Here is an 11,950-nt window from a genome sequence, read left to right as displayed (position 1 = left end):
TTGAGTATAAAAAAATTCAAATTATGAAACTGAACCTATTATTTATAAACGACGTGCACGGATACCTTGCACCGCATCCCGAGTTATTTTACGATGAAACCGGAGAGGTAGTGGAAACAGCTGGCGGTTATGCGCATATTGCAGGATTGGTTGAAGACATCCGTAGAAAAAACCCGAACACGCTTCTTCTTGATGGAGGCGATACCCTGCACGGAACAAAACCCTTAGTGGATTCGAAAGGCGAAGCCATTATTCCCATTTTAAATGCGTTAAAACCCGACGCTCTAGTTGGACATTGGGATTTTGGATATGGTCCAGAACAGTTACAAAAAATTAACAAAGCGTTGAATTTTCCGATACTTGGCTGCAATGTCTTTGCCGAGAACGGTTTCAACTTCTTACAACCAACAGCGCTATTTGAAAAAGAAGATGTAAAAATAGGAGTTATCGGCATCTGCGCAATGATTGTAGATAAAGTGATGCCGGAGAAAATGAGCGAAGGTTTAAAATTTACTACGGGAATAGATGAGCTTCCCAAGTATATTAAACAATTAAAAAAAGAAGGAGCAGATATCATCGTACTGCTTTCGCATAACGGTTTTCCGCAGGACGTTGAACTTCTGAAAAAAGTAGATGGAATCGATATTTGTTTGAGTGCCCATACCCATAATCGCCTTTATGCTCCAATTGAAGTCAACGGAGCACGTATTGTGCAATGTGGATGCCACGGTGTATTTGTAGGTAATTTTACTATTGTTTTTGAAGAAAATAAAATTAAAAACTATGATTACGAGCTCATAAAAGTGGATAATTCGGTACCGAAAAATACTGAAATGGATAAGTTAGTTCAGAAAGCTTTAAAGCCCTATCAAGAAATTAGTACGACTGCTTTAGGCCATACCAAAGAGATATTACATCGTTATAATACCACAAATTCCACAATGGATAATCTTCTCCTGAAGGCCATTGCACACATAACAAAGACTGATATTGCATTTTCAAATGGATGGCGTTACGGTGCGCCTATTGCAGTGGGAAAAATTACTGAAAATGACCTTTACAATATCGCTCCAATGAATCCACCTGTTTCAACGGTTGAGTTGACGGGTATAGAAATCAAGGAAATGTTAGAGGAAAATCTTGAACGTACTTTTTGTAGCAATCCGCTTAAACAGATGGGCGGCTATGCAAAACGTGTTTTAGGATTACAAATAAATATGCGTATAGAAAACCCAAAGGGACATCGCATTCAGGAAATCTACTATAAAGGTTCTCATCTTAATTTGGATAAAACCTACAAAGTTAGTTTTGTAACAATGCAAGGTGTCTCAAAGAAATATGGTAAAAACCGAAAAAAGCACAATCAAAAAGCTGTTGAAGCTATGAAAACTTATTTAAAGGAAAACCCAGAATTCAGTCCAGATACTATAAAAAGTTTTCGACTGGTATAGTTAAGATTCATGCCCCATTATTGAAGGATACATTCTGTCATATCCGTAAAATCTTACGTATATGGAATGTTCATCATTCTATCTTTCGGCAAATGTCTTAAGTTTTAGGCTTTACCGCAATTCCAACAGTATATTAATATTTCTTATACCGTAATCTTCGATTTAATGCTTACCTAAAATAGTGACTTCCCCCATATTTTTAGGAAATTTTATGTCTTTCATTTCTTGTAGTTTTTGCACGATAAGGTCGTTTAGGTTTGTATCGGTTTTTTGAATATTTGTACCTTCGGCAAATTGAATATAATTATGTATTCCGTTTAGCATACCTGAATGCGTAGCCACTTTATATGTTTGATTCAAATCGATGTCCTTACCATCAATTTTTGCCCTAATGATTCTCTCATCCGGCGATTTTGATAAATCTAATGTATAGGTAATTCCCGAAGATTGAAGCAGACCACCCACGGTATTCATAATATCTTTTGGTTTTAAATTTGTTGCTGTCTGTTCTAATAATTCTAGCAACTGTTTACCCGTCAAATTCAATGTGATAATTTTTGAATTATGAGGGATTAATTTAAATACATCCTCTTTAAGGATTTTATCTTGAAGGGTTATTCCATATCCAACGCCCGGCATAAATGCAACATCCGCATTCATTTCATCCATTAAGATTGATGTAACCAATTTATCGAAAGGACTTTCCATTTTATACTGACGACCAATGGAGGTTTCAGCAATGGCCACATATTCTTCCAACTCTTCCTTATGTACTTTTCTGTAATCTTGAACTATTTCCAAGATTTCTGGATCCTCTTCCCATTCATCGGCGTACAAAAAATGATAGTTTGTCTTAACATCCATTAACTTTCTATCTTTAATGATCAATTCAGTTTCCGCTAGGATAGCTGCATCGGACATGGCCTGTACCACGAAAGTTCCATTTGATTTGTATGGAGGACGAATAAAGTCGTGACTGTGTGCGCCTACAATTAAATCTATTCCATCTATTTCCTCGGCAATTATCTTATCAACTGACATTCCTTCGTGAGATAAAACTATAATAATGTCTGATTTATCTTTTATTTCCGGTAGATATTTTTTTATGGTCGCTAGCCCCTGCTCAAAACGAATACCTTCCATATTCTTTGGATTTCCGGTCAAATTTGTGTTCCGGTAGGCAATGGGCAACACTCCAATGCGAACATTATTTTTTTCTATGATTTTATAGGCCTCATTAAAAATAGGTCCGTTGGTTGTAGAATCTATGACATTTGCAGCCCGCATAGGAAAGTTTGCCATTTGCGCAAGTTCTTTGGTGCGGGAGAGCCCATAATCAAAATCATGGTTACCGAGTACCATCATATCATAATCAAGTTCGTTCATCAGACTGATTACAACTTCCCCTTTGGTAATATTACTTAACAGGTCATCACTAAAGGTATCGCCGCCATCTAGTAAAAGAACACTAGCGCTATCTTTCTTTGACCTTATACTCTTAATGGCAGAGGCAATCCTAGCAAAACCACCTATTTCACCATTTTTAGGAAAGGTCATATAATTATCTTCCGAATCGCCGGTTTGAGCCGTAGCGTTCCCTTCAAAAGCATAAAAAGGATTATAGCTACCGTGAATATCGTTAGTATGCAAAATTGTTATTATTTGTTCCTGTGCAGTATTTTTATCTGAATTACAACTGCTTACCATTGCTAAAATAACAATCCCTAAAAAAGTAAAAATATGTATGTTTTTCATAGGGTCCTATTTTTAAATATACTGCTTATTCTCATTTGATATATGCTTTTTTCGTCCAAAGCTTTTTTGAACCCAAAAACCTTATGACAGAGGCCTCCCCCTGATGATAAATCCCTTCTTTTAGAACAATTTCGGTTTCTTCAAGAACGTCGAATGCCAAGCCTTTAAATTCCTCTTTTACTTCTTCGATAGAATAAAGCATTTCTTCACTTTTAGGCCCACCAGAAGATTTATCCGATTGCGCTTTTGAGAACGCCTCGAAAATCACTAGACCATTTGGCTTTAAAAACTGCAGAAGATGCTGATTTGCCCGTGCACGAATTGACGCTGGAAAGTGGGCATAGCATAATCCCAGGACATCAAATTTTTTATCCGTATTAAAATCCAGAACGCTTACCACATCGTAGTTTATTCTTACACGTTGGCTCTTGGCCAGCCTAACCGCTTTTTTCTTGGCTTGGGAACTAAAATCAAAGGCTGTAACATCCCATCCTTTTCTTAACGCATACACCGCATTTCTTCCTTCCCCTTCTGCAGGGAGCAAAACGGATTTGGGCATTAATTTATCGAGTTCTTGCTTGAAAAATACATTCGGAAATATTCCATAAGAAAAAGCTTCCTCAATATATCTTTTGTTCCAAAAATCTATCATTTTCAAACTTTGTTAGGGCATAAAGACATATCCTTTAAGTTGATAATTGGAAAGAACACTGAGTGCGGAAAGCGCCAATTCAACATCGGGGTTTAAGTCCTCCGCGGAGATATCCCTTGCAGCGGTTGCCTGGGCACAAACAAAAAGCTCTACACCGAATTCATTGAGACGGTGAATCAATTCTGCGTTCGGATTAAGTTTTCCAAATTTTTCCTGATATTTTTCTTCGTTCAGGGCAATAAAGGTGGCCTCTCCATGTAAGGCTGCTACAATTTTAATATTCCCTGGTGCAATTTTTGCCGCTTCCAACATATTAATGGTGCGCGCGATTTTAAATAGCCCTGCATTCACGCCGTCCTTCTCCTCTGCATCCTTGACATCGAATATCAGGTTATAGTTTAATGTACTATCCGGCTGCTCGGCAACATCTTTGAAGTACTTAATTTTTCCATAGCCTTCGATAACGGGTGTTTCCCATTCTTGGGCGGTCAACAAGCTAGTTGCCAAAAAGAATAATGCAAGGGACGTAAATTTATTCATGTTAGGAATATTAGATGGATGATACTTTTCTTAATGAGATATTAATCATGTAATCAAATCTTTAGCAAGTATAGCGGATTTTATTCGAACTCCTTAACGGCTTCGCCAAGGTCGTATACCGTAACCGGGTTAAGCTGTTTTGCTAAAATACTGCTGCCCGCCGCGCTGCGATACCCGCCCGCACAATGAACGACTATGGGTCTGTCGGTCGGTATTTCATCGCTCGTATCGCGTAACGTATTCAAGGGATGCGACTGGGCATTCCCAAAGAATCTACCTTCGGCCACTTCGCTCTTGTTACGAACATCTATAATGGTATAGTTGCCCGGGTTTTTTTTGAGATCTTGTACATCTAGGGGTTTCATTTGAACCAGATTGTCTCCGGAAAGGGTCAGTATGGATTGCAGCTGCTTTTCGTAGCCAATTTTTGCGACACGATGTAAAACCGTTTCCAAATCTTCAGGGGCGTTGATTACTAAGCTGAATTTCTCCCCGGGCTCGATAATAGCACCTAGCCACGTTTCAAACTTTGACTCTTCGGACGTTGCCTGAATGTTGATACTTCCCATTAAATGTCCATTTTTAAATTGAGCTTCTTCCCTCACATCAACAATAAGGCCCTTAGCGGCGGCATACATCTTAAAGGGTACTTCCGCTATTCCAGGGCGAAGGTTTTCCGCTCCAATTTTGTTTACGTCCACATTAAATCCAAAGTAGGAGGGAATAAACGACTGGTTATCGAGCAGCGCATCTATAAACTGTTCTTGGCCCTGTTCCTTGAACGCCCAATTGCCCATACGCTCATTTCCCAAGGTACTGCTATTGGCTTCGCTCATACTTTTTCCGCAGAGCGAGCCGGCACCGTGGGCGGGATAGACAATGGCATCGTCCGGCAGGTCCGTAAACTTATTTTGGATCGTATGGTACATAGCTTCGGCAAGTTCTTGGCGTTTGGCCTTCATTTTACCGGCATTTTCACGCAAATCGGGACGGCCCACATCGCCGATGAACAGGGTGTCACCGGTAAACAATATAGTTTCCTCGCCTTCTGTGGCGACTATGGTAATGCTGTCCGGTGAATGGCCAGGGGTATTGATGGCCTTAAAGGTTGCCTTGCCCACCTTTATGCTATCGCCTTCATCAAAAGCTTGGTGCGGATAATCGGCACCCAATTTTTCGCTATTGTAAATAACCGCTCCGGTTTCTTTGTGAATCTGCAAATGCGAGCTCACGAAGTCCGCATGAGGATGTGTTTCAATAACCCCTACGATTTTGGCATTATGCGCATTCGCGAAAGCGTAATATTGCATCGGGTCGCGCTCAGGGTCAATAATAACCATTTCGCCGTTGCTGACCAATGCATACGAGTAATGGGATAGGGGCTTATATTCAAACTGTTTTATTTTCATAATCATCTTCTTTATAAAAAATAAAATTACAATTCCCAGAAGCTTTAGTCAGTAACATAGGTTACACCATATCGTATTTCATTGAAAAGGATGAAACCCTAAGGTTTATTGTCAATTGGTTACGAGGCGGTGATTAGCTAGCCGTTATAGACTTTCATGTTTTTTTTTCTTTTAAAATATTTTGCCTTAGCATTATTTGTTATCAGCACTACACTTATGATACTTATTTTTTGAATGGGAACATTACTTGACCTGCAAAATCCTTAGGGAAAGTCTCATCTCCCTTAAAGCCGATTTCCAGATCCTTACCGCTTCTAGGAACGTAAGCGGTGCCAAAAAGATAATCCCATATACTCAGGGTAAGTCCGAAATTCATACCGTATCTGTGCTGTGGGGGGAGTTCTTTGGCGTGATGCCAAATGTGCATTCTCGGGTTATTGAGCAGATATCTAAATTTGCCATAGCTCCAGTCCAGGTTGGCATGGTTCAAATGGCCGACGAAAACCGAGAACATATGAACGATAAAGAACTGTTCTATGCCGAAACCTATCATTGCCAAGGGAATATATTGTATGGATTTGTAGACTATGGTCTCCATAAAATGAAACCGGAACTGTGCGGCAAACCCCATTTCCTTAACGCTGTGGTGTACTTTATGGAATTTCCACAGCCAAGGTATCCTATGCAATAATCTATGGACGTTCCATTGTACGAAATCGGCCATAACGAACATTATCAGCAACTGGCCCCAAGCCGGCAGATTATTTACCTCGATGGCCACGATATTGGTCATGTTGAAAATACCCAAAAAGTCCCTGAAAAGTTCAACTCCCACATTGGACAATGCATTATAGCCCACCAAGGAAAACAGGAAAAAATTAAATAGGATATAAAACGTATCCAACCAAAAGCCTTTTCTAAAAATAGGCTGTTTCTTTCGCCATGGTATTAAAATTTCCAGTAAGAACACAAAGAATGACAGGCCCAATAACCAATAAAAATAGTTGTCCCAAGCGGGGTCTGAAATTTCCGAGACCAGATAATTCCAATACCCCGAAAAGGATTGTTTTATAATTTTTAAATATTTATCCATACTATTCTTAAAGAATCAGCTCTTTGGTGATTATGTAAAATCCCATTAATAATGCAAACCAACCAAAACCTTTTTTCAATTTATTTCCGTCGATGAACCTATTGAGCCAGATACCTATAAAAATACCCAAAATTGCCATTGCGGTAAACGTCAACAAAAATCCCCAATCAATGTCCAAATGGCCTACGTCGCCAAGAAAGCCCAGCAACGAGTTTATCGCAATGATAAAAAGGGAGGTGCCTGCCGCCCTTTTCATCGATAGTCCGGCAAGTAGCACCAAAATGGGAATGATGATGAAACCACCTCCCGCACCTACCAATCCGGTAATCCCGCCTGTCAAAAGCCCGAGAAGTAATAGCAGGGGATATTTTATTTTTCTCTTTTCGTTGGCCCTGTTCTTAAGCAACACCTTTGAATCCCGTATCATTGATATCGATGCCGCCAGCATCAGCAGGGCAAAGAATACCATTATCCCCATTTCCTTGGTCAGGGTAAAATCGCCAGCAACCACGATATTATCCGGAATTGCAGGAATTATGAACTTCCTTGTACTAAATACGGATATCACCGCAGGAATTGCAAAGGTCAAGGCTGTTTTGTAACCGACCAGTCCTTTTTGAAAATTCCTTCCAGTTCCTACAAGAGAGGCACCACCGACCACGAAAAGAGAGTATGCCGTAGCGGTAACCGGATCGATATGCAGCAGATAGACCAAAACGGGAACGGTCAAGATGGAACCCCCACCACCGATGAGACCAAGGACAACACCGATAACAAGAGCCCCTACATAGCCTAAAATTTGCAAAACATCCATAAGGTTTTATTAGCTTACAAATGTAGCATCGTTAAATGAGGACGGCAGTAACTTTGGTTACATAGAGAGAAGAGGGAATCATTCGGGAAAGACCTTTATACTGTTGCGGCTCAGTTCAACAATACCTAGTTTTTCAAGTTTTTTAAGGAGTCGCGATACCACGACCCGTGAGGTATGGAGTTCATATGCAATTTCCTGATGGGTATTTTGAATGATATTGCTCTTGGTTACTTTTACCTTGTCCCTTAAATATTTCAACAGACGTTCATCCATATTGTAAAAGGCAATACTGTCTATCGTGTCCAAAACCTCCATCAAGCGGTTGTGGTAGCTTTCGAAAACAAATTCCCGCCAGGTTTTGTATTTACTGGTCCATTCTTCCATTTTTTGGATGGGAACCATAATGATCTTTGTATCGGTTTCCGCAATAGCCCTAATTTCGCTTTTGGTCTGCCCCATACAACAGGTCAAGGTCATCGCACAGGTCTCGCCACGTTCCAGAAAATAGAGCAGTAGCTCATCACCGTCTTTATCTATTCGCAAAACCTTTACCACACCGGACAAAAGTAATGGCATACCTTTCACGAATTGGCCAATTTCCATTAGTGTAAAACCCTCTGGGACTTCTTTAAATGTTCCCGTTTGGTTGATTTCGACCAACAGTTCAGGTTCGAAAAGTTGTCCGTAATATTTTTGCAGTTCTTCAATCATCTTTTTTGCGCGTTTATGTTTACTTTGGCATATTTCTCATCATGTTTAAAAAATAAATCACTCATATTTCATTAGGACAAATAAGGCAGCAACTATTAATCCAAATATGTTCAATGGAACAGTTTCCAACCCAAAAATCAATATTAATACATAAACCTCAACCATTATCGCCACAACAAACATACATAGAGCCTGTATGGTGGGCTCAGTACTAAATTTCAAACCACGTTTAGGACAATGATCCCTAACCTTACTTATTTGGTGGGATTTCAAGACCGCCCCTTTATGACAGCGTGGGCATTTCATTGTTGGAATACTATATAACTTTCTTTTGCTATCATCTAAAAATGTCTGCATTAAAAATACTAAAGATTGAGGTTATTGAAAGGAATAAAGTTCACCAAATAAGATATTTAAAAGTGAATTCTTTTGCAGAATATAGGAAAAAATCCAGTTTAAGGTACTGGATAAACCTTTGTTAGCATTAAGCCATTTCAAAGACAGCATCGAACAGCTTTTTGTCCAGGCGTTCCTGTTGTGAAAAGCTTTTCTTCAATGTATTGTGAAGCATTTGATTAAAAGCATTATAGCCTATCCACAAATTAGGTTGTTCATCAAGTAACAACGCTTCATTATCCAGAATTTCAAGGACTTCACGGGATTTCTTTGAAGGATCATTGTTCTTATCGCTACATTCGTACCGGAACAATTTCGTTCTGTCCAAAATTACCTTCACAAATTCCTTTGTGTCGATGATTTCAAATTCCCTCATTCTATCGAACTTCTTGGTAATGCTATAAAATTCATTATCCACGAACTTATCGAACAAATTGTTCAACTTTGGCATTATCAGGTCGGTATTGTTCTTACTATGCTTGATGGCGAACTCGATTTCAGCCTGTGAAACGTGCAGACCATTGGAGCAGACCTCCCTATAAAACCCAAAATGTCCTGAAGTTTTCTCGCTCCCATCATAGGAATTCTTAAACCGCAGCATCGGCAGTATCAGGTCTTTTTCATTCTTTACCGAAAATTGGCTTTTATCGTCGATGATAAAGTCGGTAATGAAAGACCTATCATTCCTGTTGATCGTCCGCTTCTGGTAATTCAATTTTGCATCGGTCAACATTTCCTCGGCCTTTTTGAAGAATAGTTCGTTCGGTACGTAGCCGTAGCTGTTCGATACCACGTTGACAATTTTGCCATTCGAAATTATGGCATTTTCAAGTCCCCTTCGGGATTCCATCTGGGTCAGACTCTTTAAGGATTTCATTTCTGATGGAACGAAGATTTCATCCTGCTGTAAATTTGATAAATACATAACATTTGATTTTAGTTAAACAATATTTAAGCTAGAACCAAACGGAAGATAAAATCTCAGCTCAAAAGGAAACGGAATCATTACTTTACCTATTAGGAGGATTAAAGAGAAAAATCATCTAATACAAAGAGTTCCACTTGCTGCAGTAACTTTTGAAACGGAATAGAAAAAATCTACTTTTTATATTAAGTACGGCAAGTTTTTGAGTTAAAGCCAGAGAGTATTTAGGGAAAAACCCATTAATGATTTAAGCCGCTCAACGGGGAACTTTAAAACAATTTATTATGGGAGTTTATGGGATTGACCTATCAAAGGACAAGTTTGACTTGTGTTTTTTATCCGGGGATAAGGAGAAAACCAAGATCGTACGCAACAACTTCAAGGGTATCTGCAACTTTTTAAAAAGAGTCCCAGATGACAGTATACTGGTTGCAGAGCATACCGGGAGTTATGGTGACCTATTGGTACATCTCTGTTATCAGAAGGGTATCAAAATAGCCCTCGTTTCCGGTTACAACATCAAGCACAGCCTGGGCTTACAGAGAGGCAAAAGTGACTTAAAGGATGCTTTCCGTATCCGAAAATACGGCGAAAGGTTCTTTGAAGAACTCCAATTTGCAGAACCGAAGGGTGAATCCATAAAAGAGCTCAGGGAACTTTATACCCTTCGAGAACAGTTGGCCAAAAGCAGGAAATCACTTATTCTTGGACAAAAATCAAGAAATCCGGGAGCCTCCCAAAGTATTGCCGCCCATCAAAGCGCCGGAAGGGCAATCGGATATTTGGAAGCTGAGATAGGTGAAGTGGAGGAACAGATCGAAAAGGTTGTACAAAACGATGCAGAACTAAAGGATAATTATGACCTGATCACCACCATTAAGGGGATCGGACCCGTAATTGCCAACAACCTTATCATAAAAACAGAGAATTTCAAACGTATTTCCACGGCAAAGAAGGCCGCTGCGTATGCCGGGGTCTGCCCTTACCCAAATTCATCGGGCAAAATGTCAAAGGGTGCGAAAACCAGCCATATGGCCGATAAGAAATTGAAATCACTGCTGTTCCTCGCAGCAAAAAAATCCGTGGCCCACAACAGGGAACACAGCTTGTATGCTGAACGCAAAAAGCTCCAAGGAAAACCTTATTACCTGATAATGAACAATGTGTCAAATAAAATACTTCGGTCGGTATATGGTGTTTTACAAAGCAGAAAACCATTTGACATAAACCATGTATGCCGCGACCCAAGAGAATTCAAACAAAAACAAAAATCAAATATAGCTTGATTTTGAAATCCTTTTGGGAGAATCCACTGACCAACCAGAATAGGTATCAAAAAATTATCTGTGCCAAAAGTGGATAAAATCTATGACAAAATTATCAACGATTTTATTTGCATTTCAATAGAGTATATAAAAGGAGTGAGAAACGAGCCCGGTTATGCCGTAGTCTTTTGATGGGAGTATTTTACGAGTTTAACTTTGCGCATATATTGATTGAATACTTTACCTCCCTTTTTTAAGGAAAAAAGAAAACCTACTCTTGCGAGTAGGCTTCCTGTTTAAAGGATTTAAAGTTACCTTAGAGTTCAAATTCTACAATCTGTTCCTCAATCTCGGATTTTCGTTCCTCCAAAGTGGACTGTAAGTGTGTTGTGACCAATTTGATAAGGTTCGTATTGGTCGTTTTAAACTCCAAATTGTGGGAATCCCGGATATAAAATGAAGCTGAATCCCCTTGGTTGTAGTTGAATTTCGTCAACTCGTTCAAGGTTTGGGATAACCGTTCCCGTTGGGTGGCCAATCCTCTCAGTTTCTCGAAATTTTGGATCCGATCATCCAAATTGATGGTAGCTTTTTTGGATGCTACCGCTTTTTCTGTTGAAGCAGCTTTTCCGATAGCTTCATCGGTCAGCTTTTTCTGTACTTCTTTTTTAACGGATGCATTTTCCTTTTTTGCAGTTCCGTTTTGTTTTACTGTTGTTGCCATAATTAAAATTTTTAAGTTAAACATTATTTTAAATCGTTTTGGCAGCTTGTAAGGCAACGAGCAATACCAAAACAGGGCATTAACAGCCACAGGGAGGAAGGGGCAAGGTATGAGCGGTTATTTTTCGCAGAAAAATGTTCGGCATCCCGAAGGGCTTGACCTTGACCAAGCGGTGGGATGTGGCTACATTTGACCCGGTTTGGTTTTGGTTGCCT

At 39.5% G+C, this 11,950-nt stretch carries 11 protein-coding genes; 2 read left to right on the top strand and 9 right to left on the bottom strand.

What is annotated here, in order from left to right; genetic code table 11:
* Positions 1–23 precede the first annotated feature (23 nt).
* On the top strand, positions 24–1,451 hold the full coding sequence (locus P162_RS14675; RefSeq protein WP_031428422.1) for a bifunctional metallophosphatase/5'-nucleotidase: 1,428 nt from the start codon (positions 24–26) through the stop codon (positions 1,449–1,451).
* A 162-nt stretch (positions 1,452–1,613) separates the two neighbouring features.
* On the opposite strand, the gene P162_RS14670 is transcribed toward P162_RS14675, so the two are convergent.
* From P162_RS14670 to P162_RS14630, 8 genes are all read right to left on the bottom strand, one after another.
* Complete coding sequence (locus tag P162_RS14670) at positions 1,614–3,206, bottom strand: bifunctional metallophosphatase/5'-nucleotidase (protein ID WP_051907935.1); 1,593 nt, start codon at positions 3,204–3,206, stop codon at positions 1,614–1,616.
* 31 nt (positions 3,207–3,237) lie between these two features.
* Positions 3,238–3,858: a class I SAM-dependent methyltransferase gene (locus P162_RS14665; protein ID WP_031428419.1), complete on the bottom strand. Its 621-nt coding sequence runs from the start codon at positions 3,856–3,858 to the stop codon at positions 3,238–3,240.
* A gap of 12 nt (positions 3,859–3,870) precedes the next feature.
* Positions 3,871–4,398 carry a DsrE family protein gene (locus P162_RS14660; protein WP_035917101.1) on the bottom strand — a complete coding sequence of 176 codons (528 nt, stop codon included), beginning with the start codon at positions 4,396–4,398 and terminating at the stop codon, positions 3,871–3,873.
* Positions 4,399–4,478: 80 nt separating this feature from the next.
* On the bottom strand, positions 4,479–5,807 hold the full coding sequence (locus tag P162_RS14655; RefSeq protein WP_031428416.1) for an MBL fold metallo-hydrolase: 1,329 nt from the start codon (positions 5,805–5,807) through the stop codon (positions 4,479–4,481).
* A gap of 223 nt (positions 5,808–6,030) precedes the next feature.
* Complete coding sequence (locus P162_RS14650) at positions 6,031–6,900, bottom strand: sterol desaturase family protein (RefSeq protein ID WP_031428415.1); 870 nt, start codon at positions 6,898–6,900, stop codon at positions 6,031–6,033.
* A 7-nt stretch (positions 6,901–6,907) separates the two neighbouring features.
* Complete coding sequence (locus tag P162_RS14645) at positions 6,908–7,714, bottom strand: sulfite exporter TauE/SafE family protein (protein ID WP_031428414.1); 807 nt, start codon at positions 7,712–7,714, stop codon at positions 6,908–6,910.
* A gap of 78 nt (positions 7,715–7,792) precedes the next feature.
* Positions 7,793–8,425 carry a Crp/Fnr family transcriptional regulator gene (locus P162_RS14640; RefSeq protein ID WP_031428413.1) on the bottom strand — a complete coding sequence of 211 codons (633 nt, stop codon included), beginning with the start codon at positions 8,423–8,425 and terminating at the stop codon, positions 7,793–7,795.
* Between the two features lie 484 nt (positions 8,426–8,909).
* Entirely contained in the window at positions 8,910–9,746 is an 837-nt protein-coding gene (locus tag P162_RS14630; RefSeq protein ID WP_031428411.1) for a DUF932 domain-containing protein, read from the bottom strand.
* 284 nt (positions 9,747–10,030) lie between these two features.
* Between P162_RS14630 and P162_RS14625 the strand changes: the two genes are divergently transcribed.
* Positions 10,031–11,032 (top strand): IS110 family transposase, encoded by a 1,002-nt coding sequence (locus P162_RS14625; protein ID WP_031428410.1) that lies wholly within the window; start codon positions 10,031–10,033, stop codon positions 11,030–11,032.
* 295 nt (positions 11,033–11,327) lie between these two features.
* On the opposite strand, the gene P162_RS14620 is transcribed toward P162_RS14625, so the two are convergent.
* Positions 11,328–11,735: a hypothetical protein gene (locus P162_RS14620; protein ID WP_031428409.1), complete on the bottom strand. Its 408-nt coding sequence runs from the start codon at positions 11,733–11,735 to the stop codon at positions 11,328–11,330.
* Positions 11,736–11,950: the final 215 nt, after the last annotated feature.

The sequence above is a fragment of the Flavimarina sp. Hel_I_48 genome, assembly GCF_000733945.1.
In the GTDB taxonomy this organism is placed as follows: domain Bacteria; phylum Bacteroidota; class Bacteroidia; order Flavobacteriales; family Flavobacteriaceae; genus Leeuwenhoekiella.
This window is presented reverse-complemented; position numbering and strand designations above follow the sequence as displayed.

Excerpts from the sequence above, each read along its gene's own strand:
- P162_RS14655 (WP_031428416.1), bottom strand. The coding sequence starts at position 5,807 with ATGAAAATAAAACAGTTTGAATATAAGCCCCTATCCCATTACTCGTAT.
- P162_RS14625 (WP_031428410.1), top strand. The coding sequence starts at position 10,031 with ATGGGAGTTTATGGGATTGACCTATCAAAGGACAAGTTTGACTTGTGT.
- P162_RS14660 (WP_035917101.1), bottom strand. The coding sequence starts at position 4,398 with ATGAATAAATTTACGTCCCTTGCATTATTCTTTTTGGCAACTAGCTTG.
- P162_RS14675 (WP_031428422.1), top strand. The coding sequence starts at position 24 with ATGAAACTGAACCTATTATTTATAAACGACGTGCACGGATACCTTGCA.
- P162_RS14645 (WP_031428414.1), bottom strand. The coding sequence starts at position 7,714 with ATGGATGTTTTGCAAATTTTAGGCTATGTAGGGGCTCTTGTTATCGGT.
- P162_RS14640 (WP_031428413.1), bottom strand. The coding sequence starts at position 8,425 with ATGATTGAAGAACTGCAAAAATATTACGGACAACTTTTCGAACCTGAA.
- P162_RS14620 (WP_031428409.1), bottom strand. The coding sequence starts at position 11,735 with ATGGCAACAACAGTAAAACAAAACGGAACTGCAAAAAAGGAAAATGCA.
- P162_RS14670 (WP_051907935.1), bottom strand. The coding sequence starts at position 3,206 with ATGAAAAACATACATATTTTTACTTTTTTAGGGATTGTTATTTTAGCA.
- P162_RS14665 (WP_031428419.1), bottom strand. The coding sequence starts at position 3,858 with ATGATAGATTTTTGGAACAAAAGATATATTGAGGAAGCTTTTTCTTAT.
- P162_RS14650 (WP_031428415.1), bottom strand. The coding sequence starts at position 6,900 with ATGGATAAATATTTAAAAATTATAAAACAATCCTTTTCGGGGTATTGG.
- P162_RS14630 (WP_031428411.1), bottom strand. The coding sequence starts at position 9,746 with ATGTATTTATCAAATTTACAGCAGGATGAAATCTTCGTTCCATCAGAA.